The following is a 15,885-nucleotide window of genomic DNA, read 5'->3' on the forward strand; positions in this document are numbered from 1 at the left end:
GGGCGGCCGGTTCTGCTGGCGGTTGCGCGCCGTTGCGGCACCGCGCCTCGCCTGCTGGTGATCACCCACCGCTGAGGCGCCAGTTCCGCCCGGGCTGCTGTCGGTCGTGATCGGGCCAGGTGGGCGGGCGGAGCCGCCCGCTCGTGGAGAGTCCCGGTCGCCGGGGATTTCCGTCGCCGAGGAATCCCCGGGTGCTGGATTCCCGCCGGGTCAGGACTTCGGTCGGCGCAGGCCGTCGAGCAGGACGGTGAGCAGTCGTTCGGCCGTCTCGTCGCTGCCTTCCGCGGCCACGCCCACCCCGTGCCCGAGCAGCAGCAGATCGCGCGGCCGCACGTCGTCGCGGATGGCGCCGCTTTCCTGCGCTCGGCTGAGCAGCACGGCGGCCGCGTCGTTGATCAGCGTCTTGCACGCGGCGAACGTCTCGGAGTCCCGGTCCATCGCGGCCTTCAGCGTGGCCGCCAGCCCGCGCTTGTGCAGCACGAACGCGACCTGCTCGCGCATCCACAGCTCCAGCGCCTCCGCCGGCTCGTGCTCCTCCAGCAACCGGTGCGCGGCGGAGCTGAGCGTTTCGATGTCGTCGCGGTAGACGGCTTCGATCAGCGTCTCCCGAGTCGGGAAGTGCCGGTAGAGGGTGCCCGCGCCGACGGAGGCCCGGCGCGCGATGTCGTCCAGCGGGGCGTCCGGTCCGTGCTCCCGGAACGCCTCGCGCGCTGTGACCAGGATCCGTTCGTAGTTGCGCCGCGCGTCAGCCCGCATCGGCCGCGGTGCCGTCATGCGCCTCACCCCAAAACCGGACACATTCTCCGGATACCCATGCGCAACCGGAGACGTTCTCCATATGCTAGCTCCATCGAAGCGGAGAGTTCGTCCGCTTCTGTCGTCCTCTTTCGATGGAGCCTCTTGTCTGAGACAACGCTGCCCGCGTCCGGCACGGCTGTCGCCGCGACCGCGGCGCGGCCACGCCCCGGCGTGGTGCTGGCAACCCTGCTCACCTGCCAGTTGATGATCGTCCTCGACATCACCGTCATGAACGTCGCGCTGCCCCGGATCCAGGCCGACCTCGGGTTCACCGCGGCCTCGCTGAGCTGGGTGATGTCGAGCTACACCCTCGTCTTCGGCGGTCTGCTGCTGCTCGGCGGACGCGCGGGCGACCTCTTCGGCCGCAAGCGGATGTTCGTCGGCGGCGTGCTGCTGTTCACCGTGGCCTCGCTCGCCGGTGGCCTGGCCGGATCGGCCGAGTGGCTGATCGTCGCCCGGATCGCGCAAGGCCTCGGCGCCGCCGCCGCGGGGCCGAGCACGCTGGCCCTGCTCACCACGACCATCACCGAATCCCGCGCCCGGCTGCGCGCGCTCGCCCTGTTCTCCGGCATGTCCAGCGCCGGGTTCGCGGTCGGCCTCATCCTCGGCGGGCTGCTCACCGAGTGGCTGTCGTGGCGGGCCGTGCTGTTCATCAACGTGCCGTTCGGACTGGTCGTGGCCGCGCTGGCCGCCCGGTTCGTGGTGGAGCCGCCGCGCCAGCGGGCACGGCTCGACCTGCCCGGCGCGGTGACCGGGACGGTGGGTGTCGCGGCCCTCGTCTACGGCTTCATCCGCGCCGCCGAGGCGGGCTGGTCGGACACGCTGACGTTGGCCTCGCTGATCGGCGGAGTGGTGCTGCTCGGCGCTTTCCTCGCCGTCGAGGTCCGCACCACCGAGCCGCTGCTGCCGCTGCGGTTGTTCGCCGACCGCAACCGCGCCGCCGCCTACACCAACTTCTTCCTCGGCCCGATGGCCGGCATGTCGATGTTCTTCTTCCTCACCCAGTACCTGCAGGACGTGCGGGGCATGAACGCGCTGGGCACCGGGTTCGCGTTCCTTCCCATGGCGCTGCTGGTGTTCGCGCTGAGCCGGGCCATCCCGCGGCTGCTGCCCCGGTTCGGGCCCAAGCCGGTCGCGATCGCCGGGACGCTGTCGATGATCGCCGGGGTGGGCTGGCTGACGCAGCTGGGAACCGGCACCGCGTACCTGACCGGTGTGCTCGGCCCGATGGTCCTCATGGGACTGGGCATGGGACTGGCCTTCTCGCCGCTCAACGTGATCATCATGGGCAGCGTCCCGGCTCGCGACGCCGGCGCCGCGGGCGGTGTGCTGCAGACGATGCAGCAGACCGGCGCGACCCTCGGCCTCGCCATCCTGGTCACGATCTTCGGCACGGCCACCCGCACCGCGACCGGCTCGCCGCACGACGTGCTGGTCACCGGGATGACGGCCGCGTTCACCGGCTCGGTGGTGATCGCGTGCCTCACCTTCGTGGTGGCACTCACCTTCCGCCGCGACGCGGACCGCGCCGCGTAGGCGTTACCGTGGCCGGGTGCCCCGCCGCAACCGACCACACCGTGGCCGCCCCGACGCCGACCGCGCCGGGGCGGCTCCCGGTTGGGCGCACGCCGAGTCCGGTCCGGACGGTGACTGGCTGGTGCGCAGCGTCCCGGGCAGCCAGGCGACCAAGGTGTACCGCTGTCCCGGGTGCGACCACGAAATCCAGCCCGGCGTGCCGCACGTGGTGGCCTGGCCCGCCGACGAGCTCGGCTCGGTGGCCGACCGCAGGCACTGGCACCGCGCCTGCTGGAACGCCCGCGACCGCCGCGGCCCGACCCGCAAGCGCTTTTAGGCCCGCCGCGCGTCTCCGGGCTTCGGAATCTTCCGGAAGTGCCGGGACACCGCGCCGTCGTAGAAGGTCTCGGTGTAGGCGGTGAACCCGAGCCGCTCCGCGACGCGCAGCGACGGCTCGTTGGCGATGTTCACGCTGATCTGCACCGGGAACTCGGGCAGCTCCCGCTCCGCCCAGTCGACCACGGCCCGCGCCATCTCGGTGGCGTAGCCGCGTCCCCACGCCTCCGGGCGGAAGCGGTAGTAAAGGTTCAGCAGCCGGGCGCCGCCGAACTCCAGGTGCTGCAGCCCCCCGATGCCCGCGACCTCACCGGTGGCGAGCGGCACCACCGCGAGGTAGCCGAACCCGTGGGCCTTCCAGTGCTCGAGCCAGGCCGTGAGCTTGACCTCGGTCTCCTCCTCGCTGGGCGGCGCGGGGTGGTAGCGGTTGGTCCGCGGGTCGGTCTGGATCTCGACGACGTCGTCCCGGTCCTCCGGGCCCAGTGGCCGCAGCAACAGGCGGTCAGTGCGGATCTCCCGCCACTCGACGCTCACAGGGCGACGGTAGCGCGCCGGTCCAGCACAATCTCGGTATGGCTGATCTTCCCCTGGTCCTCCTCCACGCGTTCCCGGTGGACGCCCGCATGTGGAACCCCGTCCGCGGCGGTCTGACCACCCGGCACCGGCTGATCACGCCCGACCAGCGTGGCCTCGGGCGGACGCCGCTGCCCGGGACCGACCGCGAACCCAGCCTCGACGACGCGGCCCGGGACGTGATCGCCCTGCTCGACAAGCTCGAACTCGAGCAGGTGGTGCTCGGCGGCTGTTCCATGGGTGGCTACGTGACCATGGCCGTGCTGCGCGCCGCACCCGAGCGTGTCGCCGGGCTGGTGCTCATCGACACGAAGGCGACCGCGGACGCGCCCGAGGCCGCGCAGGCCCGCCGGGATCTGGCGCAGCGCGCGGAGTCCGAGGGCGTGACCGGCTGGCTCGCCGACGCCATGCTGCCGAACGTGCTCAGCGTCGAGACCCGCCAGACCCGCCCGGACGTGGTCGAGACGGTGCGCGACCTCATCGACAGCCAGCCCTCGGCGGGCGTGGCGTGGGCCGCCCGAGCGATGGCCAACCGGCCGGACTCCACCGAGCTGCTGGCGGCCACCGACGTGCCCGCGCTGGTGATCGTGGGCGAGGACGACGGACTCACCCCACCCGACGGCGCACAGGCCATGGCGGAGACGCTGCCCAGCGGCGAACTGGTGGTGGTGCCCCAGGCCGGGCACCTCACGCCGCTGGAAGCGCCGGCGATGGTTGCCGAGGCGATCCTGGGCTGGTGGCCTTTCGCGTGAGGGGGCTCGGCTGAGGTTGGGTGCTTTCGCTGGGGCAATGGCCTAGTTGGCTGGTTGGTGCGGGGCAGTCATGTCTGACGGCGGCCACCTTGCGGCGCTTGAAGGCGCCGGTCATGGTTGCCGAGGCGATCCTGGGCTGGTGGCCCGTCGCGTGTGGGTGCTTGGTTGCGTTCGCTGGGCAGCTCACTAGGGGAGAGTCGGCTGCCTACCGCGGGCAGTCGTGCGCACGGCGCCGCCGCGCAGCAGCGCGCAAGCCACCACAGCCGGAACGCCCTCTGCGCGCCCCAGCCCACCGCGACCAGCCCCGCCCGGCTAATTCAGTTGAGAAACATCAACGAACTCCTTCAGGGCCCCGGCGTCGCCGAGTACCTCGACGTCTTCGGGAGCCTTCCGGCGCCACAGCAGCAACAACAGGTCCGACGCCGTCCCGCGGACCGCCGTCGTCGCCTTCCGGTGCTCGGCCGTCACCGACCAGCCCGCGCCGGACGGCTGGACCAGCCACTCGCCCGAACCGTCCGTCGCGTGCAGGTGCACGTCCGCCCGGAAGCCGGGCGGCGGGACGTCCGGGAGGAAGAACCGCAGGAACTCGTCGATCCCGTCCACCGCGAGCTCCCGCTCGACCGGTTCGTCCCGCCCCGCCGCCGACAGCGCGTCCCAGCAGTGCACCGCCGTCTCCTGGGCCATCCGGCGCTGGATGAACCCCGCGTCCTTCCGCTCCGCCCACGTCCACCTGGGCTCGGCCGGATCGAGGGCGGCCAAGGCACCCGCCAGCGCCTCGACACCCTCGGCGAACCACGCCACCAGCTCGTCGTCCGCCGGACGCGGCGGCTCCCGGTAGTCGTCCGGCCCGGGAACCGCTCCGGACGCGATCTGCCGCCAGAACCAGTGGACCTCGCCGGTGTGCCAGACCAGTTCGGCCACGTCCCAGCCCGGGCACGCCGGCACCGGCGCACGCAGGTCTCGCACCGCTTCCGCCAAGCGGCCGCCGTCCCTGCGCAACGCCGTGAGGTACCCGGTCTTCTCCATGCCGGGAAAGCTAGCGGGACCCACCGACAGTTTTGAATCGCCGCAGGTCAGCCTGCGCTTCCGGGAGTCGTTCCGGGAACCGGCGCGCGATCGCGAACCGCCAGCACACCCCGAACAGGTCGCGCAGCCGCACCCACGGCGCCAGCTCGTCGGGGTCCGGCGCGTCCGGGTACGCGGCGACCGCGGCGCGGCCGTCCAGCCTGCTGGTCAGCGCCAGGCACGCCAGGTCCCACGCGACCGGCCCGGCCCAGGTGTCCTCGAAGTCGACCCAGCGCGGTCCGCTCGCCGTGGCCAGCAGGTTCCCCGGGTGCGCGTCGCCGTGCAGGGCCTGCGCGCGGGCCTCAGGCAACACCGCTTCGAGCGCATCGACCTCGTCCGCCAGCTCCGCGGGCAGGTCGAACCGCGCGATCCAGGACCGGGCCTCCGTCAGCGGCCCCGGCGCGTCCAGCGTGTCGGGGAAATCCCGCAGCGCGACGTGCAGCTCGGCCAGCGACCAGGCCACCTCGCCGGGGGAGAAGACGTGATCCGGGTCGTGACGTGTGAAACGCCACAGTGTGACCGGAAGGCCGTTCGCGACGTGCGGACCTGGGCTTTCGAACGGCGGCACGACCGGTGCGTCCCGCATCTCGAGGAACGACGAGAGTGCCACTTCGCGCGCCAGCGACTGGAGCACCCCGGGCCGCGCCACCAGCGTCGTTCCCGGCACCCTCGCCACGACCGCACCCAGTCTCACCAGCACGTTCGACCGCGTGGCCAGGACTTCCGGGTGCTCGGCGGGCAGCCGGAACCGCTGCCCGACCTCGACCGCGGCGGCCACGGCGGCGGTCGTGTAGCGGTCTCCCATGGCGTGATCTTCCCAGCCGGTGCGCACCAGTGTCGGGGGCGAGGGATACGATCCGGACTGGTCGCGTCGCCGCGGCCGCTGACACACCGAAGAGGATCTTGGAGGCAGGAGTGACAGCCGTAGCCCCGCAGCCGATTGTCACGCGTCCGTACCCGGCGCGACAGGAGGCCAAGGGTTCGTTGCTGCTGCGGTTGTTCCGCACGACGGACCACAAGCAGATCGGCATCATGTACCTGGTCACGTCGTTCGCCTTCTTCATGGTGGGCGGCGCGATGGCGATGCTGATCCGCACCGAGCTGGCGCGCCCAGGGCAGCAGTTCCTGTCGCAGGAGCAGTACAACCAGCTGTTCACCATGCACGGCACGATCATGCTGCTGCTGTACGCGACCCCGATCCTGTTCGGTTTCGCCAACTTCGTGCTGCCGCTGCAGATCGGCTCGCCGGACGTGGCGTTCCCGCGGTTGAACGCCTTCTCCTACTGGCTGTACCTGTTCGGCGGCATCATCACCGTCTCCGGCTTCCTGACCCCGGGTGGCGCCGCCGACTTCGGCTGGTTCGCCTACACCCCGCTGTCGGACGCCATCCACTCGCCGGGCATCGGCGCGGACATGTGGATCGCCGGCCTCGCGGTCTCCGGTCTGGGCACCATCCTCGGCGCGGTCAACATGGTCACCACGATCGTCTGCCTGCGCGCGCCCGGCATGACGATGTTCCGGATGCCGATCTTCACCTGGAACATCCTGGTCACCAGCATCCTGGTGCTGCTCGCCTTCCCGATCCTCACCGCGGCGCTCATGGGCCTGATGGCCGACCGGCACATCGGGGCGCACGTGTTCGACCCGGCCAACGGTGGTGTGATCCTCTGGCAGCACCTGTTCTGGTTCTTCGGCCACCCTGAGGTGTACATCGTCGCGCTGCCGTTCTTCGGCATCGTCTCCGAGATCATCCCGGTGTTCTCGCGCAAGCCGATCTTCGGCTACAAGGGCCTGGTCTTCGCGACGCTGGGCATCGCGGCGCTGTCGGTCGCGGTGTGGGCGCACCACATGTACGCCACCGGCGCAGTGCTGCTGCCGTTCTTCTCCTTCATGACCTTCCTGATCGCGGTCCCGACCGGTGTCAAGTTCTTCAACTGGATCGGCACCATGTGGAAGGGCCAGCTGAGCTTCGAGACGCCGATGATCTTCTCGGTCGGCTTCCTCGTGACCTTCCTGTTCGGTGGTCTGACCGGCATCCTGCTGGCCGCCCCGGCCATCGACTTCCACGTGTCGGACAGCTACTTCGTGGTGGCGCACTTCCACTACGTGCTCTACGGCACGATCGTGTTCGCCACCTTCGCCGGGATCTACTTCTGGTTCCCGAAGATCACCGGGCGGATGCTGGACGAGAAGCTGGGCAAGCTGCACTTCTGGACCACGTTCCTCGGCTTCCACGCCACCTTCCTGGTGCAGCACTGGCTGGGCGCGGAGGGCATGCCGCGCCGCTACGCCGACTACCTGGCCAGCGACGGCTTCACCACGCTGAACACGATCTCGACGATCGGCGCTTACATCCTGGGCGCGTCGACCCTGCCGTTCATCTACAACGTGTTCAAGAGCTACCGCTACGGCGAGCTCGTCACGGTGGACGACCCGTGGGGCTACGGCAACTCGCTGGAGTGGGCCACCTCGTGCCCGCCGCCGCGGCACAACTTCACCGAGCTGCCCCGGATCCGTTCCGAGCGCCCGGCGTTCGAGCTGCACTACCCGCACATGGTCGAGCGGATGCACCACGAGGGTGAGATCGGCTTCTTCGGCAAGCCGAAGGTCCACGCCGGGGTCAAGGCCCCGTCGCAGGCCCTCACCGACGCGGTCATCCCGGGCGACCACGACAAGGACAACGCGAGCGAGCAGTGATCCGCGGCGTCCGGGTAGGAACGAGACCATGACGCCAGTGCTGATCACGACGACCGGTCCGGACAAGCCGGGCGTCACGTCGGTGCTCTTCGCCGCCCTCACGCGGCACGGCGTCGAGATGCTCGACGTCGAACAGGTCGTCATCCGCGGCCGGCTCACCCTTGGTGTGCTGGTCGCGGTGGCCGACGACCCGGAGGGCCTGCAGGAGTCCGTCGAGCAGGCGATGGCCAGCGTGGCCATGCACGTCGACGTCCGGATCGGGGACGAGATCGGGGAGGACCCGTTCGCCCCCGCCCGGCAGGGCTCGACGCACGTCGCCGTGATCCTTGGGCGGCCGCTGACCGCCCGCGCGTTCACCGACTTCGCGGGCAGGCTGGCCGCGCTCGGGGCCAACATCGACGCGATCCGGCGCATCGCCGACTACCCGGTCACCGGGCTCGAGGTGCACCTGTCGGTCGCCGAGGACACCGAGCAGGCCGACACCGAGCTGCGGGCCGCGGTCGCCGATGTCGCGTCCGCCGGCGGCGTGGACATCGCCATCGAGCGCGGCGGGCTCGCGCGGCGGGCCAAGCGCCTGATCGTGTTCGACGTGGACTCGACCCTCATCCAGGGTGAGGTCATCGAGATGCTGGCCGCGCACGCCGGGGTCGAGCCGAAGGTCCGCGAGATCACCGAGGCCGCCATGCGTGGCGAGCTGAACTTCACCGAGTCGCTCGAACGGCGGGTGGGCCTGCTGGCCGGGCTGCCCGAGTCGGTGCTCGACGAGGTGGGCGACCAGATCCAGCTGACCCCGGGCGCGCGCACCACCGTCCGGACGCTCAAGCGGCTCGGGTTCCGCTGCGGTGTCGTGTCCGGCGGGTTCACACGGATCATCCAGCCGATCGCCGACCAGCTCGGGCTCGACTTCGTCGCGGCCAACGAGCTGGAGGTCGTCGGCGGCAAGCTCACCGGCCGGGTCGTCGGTGAGATCATCGACCGGGCCGGGAAGGCGACGGCGCTGCGCCGGTTCGCCGACCACTACGGCATCCCGCTCGCCCAGTGCGTGGCGGTCGGTGACGGCGCCAACGACATCGACATGCTCAAGGCGGCCGGCATGGGGGTCGCGTTCAACGCGAAGCCCGCGCTGCGCGAGGTCGCCGACACAGCGTTGTCCCACCCGTACCTCGACGCCGTGTTGTTCGTGCTCGGCGTCAGCCGCGCGGAGGTCGAGGCCGCCGACGCGGCCGACGGCCTCTCGCTCGCCCGGCCATGAGCGTTCTCGACCCGCTGGCCGCCCGGTACGCCACCTGGCTCGGGTTGCCCGCGGAGGAGACCGCGCTGCCGGAGGCCGCGCCCGAGGAGGTCCGGGCGATGCCGGTGATCCTGCGGCTGGAAAAGGCCGAACCGCCGTCGCGCACCCCGCTGCTCGAAGCCGCCGCCACCGCGGCGCTCGCCGTCTGCCTGGACGAACGCGCGCAGCCGGGCGGGGAGTGGCACGAGCCGGTGCACGACTGGGTGTCCGGGCACATCCGGAAGGTCGCCCGCCGGGCGCGGGGCGCGCACTGGGCCGCGGCGCAGGACTTCCCCGGCGTGACCGTGTCGGTCGAGGGGGCCGAGGTCCGCGCGCTGGTGCCGGGCCGCGTGGTCGACGTGCCGAAGGAGATCAGCCGCCTGCAGATCTCGGGCAGCGACCTGCCGCCCGACGAGCCCGGTCCCGCCCCGGAGGACCTGCCGTTGCTGCTGCTCAACCCCGAGGTCGCGATGACCGTCGGCAAGGCGGCCGCCCAGGTCGGTCACGGCACGATGATCCTCGCGTCGCTCCTCGGCGACGACGAACTGGCCGCGTGGGGCGAGCGTGGCTACGCGTGCGCGGTGCGGACCGCGACCGTGGACCAGTGGAAGCAGTTGCACCCGGGTGACGACCCTGCGGGGGCCTGGCGCGAGCGGCGGGTCGTCGCCGTGCGGGACGCCGGGTTCACCGAGGTCGACCCCGGGACCGTCACGGTCCTCGCCCAGTGGCGTTGACCCCGATCGAGGAGTGCGTGTGAGCCTGGACGTCCGCCGCGAGGGCGAGCACGAGTTCGTCGGGCGCAACGAGCGAGGCGCGTCGGTGCGGATCGGGCGGAAGGGCGCGCCCGGGTCGTTCTCGCCGGCGGAGCTGCTGCAGATCGCGGCGGCCGGGTGCGCCGCGGTGACGGCCGAGGAGCTGATCACGCGCCGGACCGACGCGCCGCTGCGTGTGGCGGTGACCGCCGACCGCCGCGAAGGCGCGTCCGAGCTGGATGCCGTGCACGTGCTCTTCGACGTCGACCTGTCGAGCCTGCCGGACGACGAGCGGGAGAAGCTGGTGGCCGCGGTGGACCGGGCCATCGAGCGGTTGTGCACGGTGTCGCGGACGCTGAAGAAGGGGATCCCGGTGACGGAGGAGTTCGCCGGTTAGACCGGCGGACGGCTGCTCGCGCCGGTTGGGCAGGCGGGGACTGGCGAGTGGGACGCGGGCCCTCGCGTGAGCGCTCGGCCCGCACCGGAGGATGGTTCGGGTGCGCCGAGCGCGGCGCTTGCGGCGGGGGTGGTGACTCGCGCTGCTGACGCGCGCCGCTGAGCGCGGGGTTCGCGGCGGTGGGGGGGCGCTCGCGGTGCTGGGTGTGGCGCTCGCGTCGGTGGGCGCGGTGCGAGCCTCGGCGTCAGCCGGCGGCCGCGTCCAGGCGTTTGAGCGCCGCTTTCGCCACCTCGGGGTCGTAGGTCGGCCAGAACGGGGGGAGCGAGGAGCGCAGGAAGCCGCCGTAGCGAGCCGTTGCCAGGCGGGAGTCCAGCACCGCCACCACGCCCCTGTCGCCGACCGAGCGGTGCAGCCGTCCGGTGCCCTGCGCCAGCAGCAGCGCCGCGTGGGTGGCCGCCACCGTCAGGAAACCGTTGCCGCCGCGGGCTTCGACCGCCCGCTGGCGCGCCGACTGCACCGGGTCGTCCGGGCGGGGGAACGGGATCCGGTCGACGATCACCAGCTGCAGCGACGGCCCCGGCACGTCCACGCCCTGCCACAGCGACAACGTCCCGAACAGGCAGGTCCGCGGGTCCTCCGCGAACTTCGTCACCAGCAGCGACGTCGTGTCCTCGCCCTGGCACAGGATCGGGAAGCCGACCCTGTCCCGCAGCTCCTCGGTCGCCTGCTTCGCCGCGCGCATCGACGAGAACAGGCCCAGCGTCCGGCCGCCCGCGGCCTCGATCAGCGACGCGATCTCGTCCAGCGTCTTCTCACCCAGCCCGTCGCGGCCCGGCGGCGGCAGGTGCTTCGCCATGTAGAGGATCCCGTTGCGCCGGTGGTCGAACGGCGAACCGACGTCCAGACCGGTCCACTTCAGCTCGTCGTCGTCCGCGGGCGGGGCCTTCTCCGTCGCCGTGCCCTCCGCGGCGACCACCCGCGCCTGCGACGGCGGCAGCCCCCACTGCCGCGCCAGCGTGTCGAACGCGCCGCCCAGCGCCAGCGTCGCCGACGTCAGCACCGTCGTCTTCTGCGCGAACACCCGCTCCCGCAACAACCCGGCCACCGACAGCGGCGCCACGTGCAGCATCGGCGGCCTGCTGCTGAACGAGAACTTGTCGTTGGACAGCCACACCACGTCCCGCTGATGCGCGGTGTCCTCGGCGAACGCGTCGAGCAGCCGCACCGCGGTGTCGTGCACCTCCTCCAGCTGCGAGCGCGCGAGCTTGCGGGCCGTGGCCTCCTCGACGTCCTCCTTGCGGTCCGAACCCAGCGCGCTCAGGCACGCGTGCGCGCCGTCCCGCACCGCGGCCACCGCGCCGCCCAGCGCCTTCGGCAACGTGTCCAGCCGCCCGGCCGGCATGTCCTCCAGGATCATCGCCAGGCCCTCGGAAGCCTCCTGCAGCCGGTCGGCCGTGTCGGCGTCGATCAGCTTCCCGCAGCGCCGCACGGCCACCGCGACCGCCGACGACGTCAGCTCGCCCGTCGCGACCGACGTGACGCGGTCGACCAGCTCGTGCGCCTCGTCGATGATCACCAGGTCGTGCTCCGGCAGCACCTGGTAGCCCTGCAGCGCGTCGATCGCCAGCAGCGCGTGGTTGGTGACCACCACGTCCGCCTTGCCCGCTTCACCGCGCGCCCGCTCCGCGAAGCAGTCCTGGCCGATGGGGCAGCGCGCCACGCCGAGGCACTCCTTGGCGGTGACCGACACCTGCCGCCACGCCTGCTCGGTCACGCCGGGCACCAGCTCGTCGCGGTCACCGGTCTCGGTGTCGGAGGCCCACTCGCGCAGCCGCGTGACCTCCTTGCCCAGCCGCGACACCGCGAACGGGTCGAACAGGGCCGGGTCCTCCGGCTCCTCCGGCGCGCCGGAGTCGAGGCGGTGCAGGCACAGGTAGTTGCGGCGGCCCTTGAGGATCGCGAACGTCGGCATCCGGCCCAGCGGCTTCTTCAGCGCCTTCGCCAGCCGGGGCAGGTCGCGGTCGACGAGCTGGCGCTGCAGCGCGATCGTCGCCGTCGACACGACCACCGTGGTGTCCTTCTCGACCGCGTGCCGGATGGCCGGGACCAGGTACGCCAGCGACTTCCCGGTGCCGGTGCCCGCCTGCACGGCCAGGTGCTCGCCGGTGCGGATGGCGCGGCCAACCGCCTCGGCCATCTTGACCTGCCCCGGGCGCTCCGCACCGCCGAGCGCCTCGACAGCGGTCGTGAGGAGCTCGTTGACACCGGGGAACGCAGTACGGACGGCCACCAGGACACGGTACCGGGGGCCACCGTCAAGAACGGGCCACCGCCCCGCTCCCGGCAAGATCGAGATCCACTCGTCCGGGTGGCATCCGGCCGGGTGGGTCAGGCCGGCCGGACGTCCTGCCGATTGTCGAGGAGGGATTTCCTCAGGCGAAAGGAGCGGCTCATGAAGCGGGCCAGGCGGATGGTGGCGGTGGGGGCCCTGTTCGGGGCGGTGGTGGCCGCGCCGGCGACCGCGCAGGCGCAGGCCGAAGCGACCGGCGCCGGTTCGGTGGGCGCGGTTGACATCACGGTCGACGGCGTGTCGGCCCACGCGGACCCGATCGCGCCGTGCGTCGTGGACACCGCCGCGGAGGGCCGCACCGACCCGATCACCGTCGGCACCCGCACGAAGTACGGCCTGGGCAGCACCACCTGCACCCGCAACGCCGACGGCACGGCGAGCGTGAAGGTGACCGGCCAGCGGTTCGAGACCAGTGTGCTGCAGCAGTTCGGCGGGCCGGTGATCAAGGCGAGGACGTTCGGCGCGGGCTGCAACACCACGGCCAACGGCAGCAACGGCTACATGTCGCTGGGCACCGTCACGGGCATCACGGTGCCGCAGAACATCCCGCCGAACCACGTGATCACCATCCCGGGCACGACGCCGGGCGCGCCGCCGATGGCCGAGGTCGTGCTGAACGAGCTCGTCGTGCCGGTGCCCGCGGACGGCAGCCTCACGACGAACGCCATGCACATCAAGCTGTTCCCGCAGGGCGGCCCAGCTTCCGGCGACATCCTCGTCGGGTCCGCGAGCTGCTCGCCGTTCGGGCTCTGACGGCTCAGGCGTAGCGGTCGGCGGTCGCGGCCAGCCGGGCCGCCCGTTTGCCCAGCTCGTCGAGGCGGCCGCCGTCGAGGGCGTCGCCGAGCAGCGGGGATCCGACGCCGACCGCGAGAGCGCCCGCCGCCAGGTAAGCGTCCACATCGGGCAGTTCCACCCCGCCCGCGGGCACCAGCGGCACCTCCGGCAGCGCGGCCTGGACCTCCTCCAGGTACCGCGCCCCGCCGGCGGTGGCCGCCGGGTGGAGCTTCACCGCGGCCGGGCCGTAGCGCCAGGCCGCGTCCACCTCCGTGGGCGTGAGCGCGCCGCACACGATGGGCAGCGCGTACTCCTGCGCCCGCCACAGCACGTCCGGCGAAAAGACCGTCGTCGCGACGAAGTCCACGCCCGCCGCGGCGCACCGGTCCACGGCGGCGACCGTGCGCACCCCGCCGGCGCCGATCAACGCGTCCTGCCCCAGTTCGGCCTGCAGGACGCCGATCGCGTCCAGCGCGCCCGGTGTCGTCAGGTCGACCTCCAGCACGCCGAGCCCGGCCTCGTAGAGGACCTGGCCGGCGTCGGCGAACCAGGACGGGTCGTCCGCGCGCAGGATCGCCACCACACGGCCGGTCGCCAGCCGCTCCCGGAAGCGGTTGTTGTGCTTCCGCAGGACGGTGCGCATCAGCCGACCCGCGGGGTGCCCACGAGATCCACGTCCGCGGCCCGCAGCTGTTCCAGCGCGTTGTCCACGGTCTCGCGGGCCACGCCCGCGGTGAGGTCCAGCAGGACCCGCACCGAGAACCCGGCCGCCGCCGCGTCCAGCGCGCTCGCCCGCACGCAGTGGTCCGTCGCGATGCCGACCACGTCGACCTCGGTGATCTGCCGCTCGCGCAACCAGTCGACGAGCTTCTCACCGGCGTCGGTGTGGCCCTCGAACCCGGAGTAGCCGTCGCTGTACTGGCCCTTCGAGAACACCGCCGTGATCGGCCCGACGTCGAGCGCGGGGTGGAACGACGCGCCCGGCGTCCCGGCCTCGCAGTGCCGCGGCCACGACCGCACGTAGTCCGGGTTCTCGCTGAAGTGCGCGCCGGGGTCGATGTGGTAGTCGCGGGTCGCGGCGACCGCCGAATAGCCGCCGCGGGCGAGGTGCTCGGTGATCTTCGCGGCCACCTCGGCCCCGCCGGTGACGGCGAGTGAGCCGCCTTCGCAGAAGTCGTTCTGCACGTCGACGACGATCAGTGCCCTGCTCATCACGCCTCCTGGGGGAAGACGGTGGGGATCGCGGGTTCGCCGCTGGAGAGCTTGAGGCCCTCCCACGGCAGGCTGACCAGGCCCTCGCGCAGCCGCTGACGGCTGTCCTCCAGCGTGGGCAGGTCGTCGACCGGCTTGCCGCCGCGCACCAGCGGGATCGGCAGCTCGCGGTCGTTCTCCCCGGCCTCGGGGCGCTGGCCGGCCGCGTAGACGACCTCCTCCAGCGCGGTGCCGGTCGGCTTGTGGCGGCGCAGCGCGGACTTCTCGCCACCGCGCGAGGCCTTGTTCTCGCTGCGCTTGGCGACCGGGCGGCCGTCGACCTCGACCAGCTTGTAGACCATCCCGGCGGTCGGCGCGCCGGACCCGGTGACCACCGACGTGCCCACGCCGTAGGCGTCGACCGGCTCGGCGCGCAGGGCCGCGATCGCGTGCTCGTCGAGGTCGCCGGACACCACGATCCGGGTGTCCTTCGCGCCGAGCGAGTCGAGCTGCTCGCGTGCCTTGCGGGCCAGCACGCCGACGTCGCCGGAGTCGATGCGGACCGCGCCCAGCTCCGGGCCCGCCACGCGCACCGCGGTCTCGATGCCGCGGGTGATGTCGTAGGTGTCGACCAGGAGGGTGGTGTCGGTGCCCATCTTCTCGACCTGGGCGCGGAAGGCGTCCTCTTCGCTGTCGTGCAGCAGCATGAACGCGTGCGCCACGGTGCCGCGGGTCGGGATGCCGTAGCGGCGCCCGGCCTCCAGGTTCGACGTGGTGGCGAACCCGCCGATGTAGGCGGCGCGCGCGGCGGCGACCGCGGCCATCTCGTGCGTGCGGCGGCCGCCCATCTCGATGATCGGCCTGCCGTGCGCGGCCGAGGACATGCGGGCCGCGGCGGAGGCGATCGCGCTGTCGTGGTTGAGGATGGACAGCGCGACGGTCTCCAGCAGGACCGCCTCGGCGAAGGTCCCCCGAACGGTGAGGATCGGCGAGCCGGGGAAGTACAGCTCGCCCTCGGGGTAGCCGTCGACGTCGCCGCCGAACCGGTAGTTCGCCAGCCACGACAGCGTGTCGTCGTCGACCACCGCGGTGGCCGCGAGCTGGTCGATCTCGGCGTCGGTGAACCGGAAGTCGGCGATCGCCTCCAGCACGCGCCCGGTGCCGGCGACCACGCCGTAGCGCCGCCCGGCGGGCAGGCGGCGGGCGAAGACCTCGAACACACACTGGCGGTCGCCGGTGCCGTCGGCGAGGGCGCTGCCCAGCATGGTGAGCTCGTAGTGGTCGGTCAGCAGGGCCGTGCTGCCGTGCGTCTCGGGGAAACCCATGGGATCAGACTATGAGGTACTTGCGCGTTCGGCCGAATCACCCGAACAGACCCACCACCGGTCCACGCCGTGCCGGTTCCGTGACACCAT

16 protein-coding genes are annotated in these 15,885 nt (G+C 72.2%); 8 read left to right on the top strand and 8 right to left on the bottom strand.

Annotated elements, in window-relative coordinates:
- Positions 1-210: 210 nt before the first annotated feature.
- Positions 211-774 carry a TetR/AcrR family transcriptional regulator gene (locus tag AMY39116_RS0335870; protein WP_020422417.1) on the bottom strand — a complete coding sequence of 188 codons (564 nt, stop codon included), beginning with the start codon at positions 772-774 and terminating at the stop codon, positions 211-213.
- Positions 775-900: 126 nt separating this feature from the next.
- On the opposite strand from AMY39116_RS0335870, the gene AMY39116_RS0335875 reads away from it, so the two are divergent.
- Complete coding sequence (locus tag AMY39116_RS0335875) at positions 901-2,334, top strand: MFS transporter (protein WP_157358808.1); 1,434 nt, start codon at positions 901-903, stop codon at positions 2,332-2,334.
- 16 nt (positions 2,335-2,350) lie between these two features.
- Entirely contained in the window at positions 2,351-2,650 is a 300-nt protein-coding gene (locus AMY39116_RS0335880) for a hypothetical protein (protein WP_020422419.1), read from the top strand.
- Here the strand turns inward: AMY39116_RS0335880 and AMY39116_RS0335885 are convergent.
- Complete coding sequence (locus tag AMY39116_RS0335885; RefSeq protein WP_020422420.1) at positions 2,647-3,183, bottom strand: GNAT family N-acetyltransferase; 537 nt, start codon at positions 3,181-3,183, stop codon at positions 2,647-2,649. The two genes, AMY39116_RS0335880 and AMY39116_RS0335885, sit on opposite strands and share 4 nt — an antisense overlap.
- 38 nt (positions 3,184-3,221) lie before the next feature.
- Here AMY39116_RS0335885 and AMY39116_RS0335890 point away from each other — a divergent pair, with 38 nt between their 5' ends.
- Entirely contained in the window at positions 3,222-3,974 is a 753-nt protein-coding gene (locus tag AMY39116_RS0335890) for an alpha/beta fold hydrolase (RefSeq protein WP_020422421.1), read from the top strand.
- A 312-nt stretch (positions 3,975-4,286) separates the two neighbouring features.
- Here the strand turns inward: AMY39116_RS0335890 and AMY39116_RS0335895 are convergent, their stop codons facing one another.
- The gene (locus AMY39116_RS0335895) at positions 4,287-5,000 is read right to left on the bottom strand and encodes a maleylpyruvate isomerase family mycothiol-dependent enzyme (RefSeq protein ID WP_020422422.1); all 714 of its coding nucleotides are present in this window, start codon (positions 4,998-5,000) and stop codon (positions 4,287-4,289) included.
- A gap of 10 nt (positions 5,001-5,010) precedes the next feature.
- On the bottom strand, positions 5,011-5,844 hold the full coding sequence (locus tag AMY39116_RS0335900; protein ID WP_027936520.1) for a phosphotransferase: 834 nt from the start codon (positions 5,842-5,844) through the stop codon (positions 5,011-5,013).
- A 110-nt stretch (positions 5,845-5,954) separates the two neighbouring features.
- Between AMY39116_RS0335900 and ctaD the strand changes: the two genes are divergently transcribed.
- From ctaD to AMY39116_RS0335920, 4 genes are read left to right on the top strand one after another with little or no spacing between them, the layout of a single operon-like run.
- Positions 5,955-7,736 (top strand): cytochrome c oxidase subunit I, encoded by a 1,782-nt coding sequence (gene ctaD, locus AMY39116_RS0335905; RefSeq protein ID WP_027936521.1) that lies wholly within the window; start codon positions 5,955-5,957, stop codon positions 7,734-7,736.
- A gap of 28 nt (positions 7,737-7,764) precedes the next feature.
- A complete protein-coding gene (gene serB, locus AMY39116_RS0335910; RefSeq protein ID WP_039791952.1) occupies positions 7,765-8,988 on the top strand; it encodes a phosphoserine phosphatase SerB in 1,224 nt (407 codons plus the stop codon).
- On the top strand, positions 8,985-9,740 hold the full coding sequence (locus tag AMY39116_RS0335915; protein ID WP_020422426.1) for a peptidyl-tRNA hydrolase: 756 nt from the start codon (positions 8,985-8,987) through the stop codon (positions 9,738-9,740). Before serB ends, AMY39116_RS0335915 begins: the two co-directional genes overlap by 4 nt.
- A 19-nt stretch (positions 9,741-9,759) precedes the next feature.
- Complete coding sequence (locus AMY39116_RS0335920) at positions 9,760-10,155, top strand: OsmC family protein (protein WP_020422427.1); 396 nt, start codon at positions 9,760-9,762, stop codon at positions 10,153-10,155.
- A 244-nt stretch (positions 10,156-10,399) separates the two neighbouring features.
- On the opposite strand, the gene AMY39116_RS0335930 is transcribed toward AMY39116_RS0335920, so the two are convergent.
- Positions 10,400-12,445: an ATP-dependent DNA helicase gene (locus tag AMY39116_RS0335930; RefSeq protein WP_020422428.1), complete on the bottom strand. Its 2,046-nt coding sequence runs from the start codon at positions 12,443-12,445 to the stop codon at positions 10,400-10,402.
- A gap of 162 nt (positions 12,446-12,607) precedes the next feature.
- On the opposite strand from AMY39116_RS0335930, the gene AMY39116_RS0335935 reads away from it, so the two are divergent.
- Positions 12,608-13,258 (top strand): choice-of-anchor P family protein, encoded by a 651-nt coding sequence (locus AMY39116_RS0335935; protein WP_020422429.1) that lies wholly within the window; start codon positions 12,608-12,610, stop codon positions 13,256-13,258.
- Positions 13,259-13,262: 4 nt separating this feature from the next.
- Here AMY39116_RS0335935 and AMY39116_RS0335940 read toward each other — a convergent pair whose 3' ends face one another.
- Genes AMY39116_RS0335940 through AMY39116_RS0335950 form a run of 3 tightly spaced genes read right to left on the bottom strand, consistent with a single transcriptional unit; the run spans position 13,263 to position 15,795 of the window.
- Positions 13,263-13,922, bottom strand: coding sequence for a bifunctional 4-hydroxy-2-oxoglutarate aldolase/2-dehydro-3-deoxy-phosphogluconate aldolase (locus AMY39116_RS0335940; RefSeq protein ID WP_020422430.1), 660 nt, complete (start codon positions 13,920-13,922; stop codon positions 13,263-13,265).
- Positions 13,922-14,491 carry an isochorismatase family protein gene (locus AMY39116_RS0335945; RefSeq protein WP_020422431.1) on the bottom strand — a complete coding sequence of 190 codons (570 nt, stop codon included), beginning with the start codon at positions 14,489-14,491 and terminating at the stop codon, positions 13,922-13,924. The genes AMY39116_RS0335940 and AMY39116_RS0335945 overlap by 1 nt, the downstream gene beginning before the upstream one ends.
- Entirely contained in the window at positions 14,491-15,795 is a 1,305-nt protein-coding gene (locus AMY39116_RS0335950) for a nicotinate phosphoribosyltransferase (protein ID WP_020422432.1), read from the bottom strand. Before AMY39116_RS0335950 ends, AMY39116_RS0335945 begins: the two co-directional genes overlap by 1 nt.
- Positions 15,796-15,885 lie beyond the last annotated feature (90 nt).

This window comes from Amycolatopsis sp. ATCC 39116, from assembly GCF_000231075.2.
Lineage (GTDB): Bacteria > Actinomycetota > Actinomycetes > Mycobacteriales > Pseudonocardiaceae > Amycolatopsis_E > Amycolatopsis_E tucumanensis.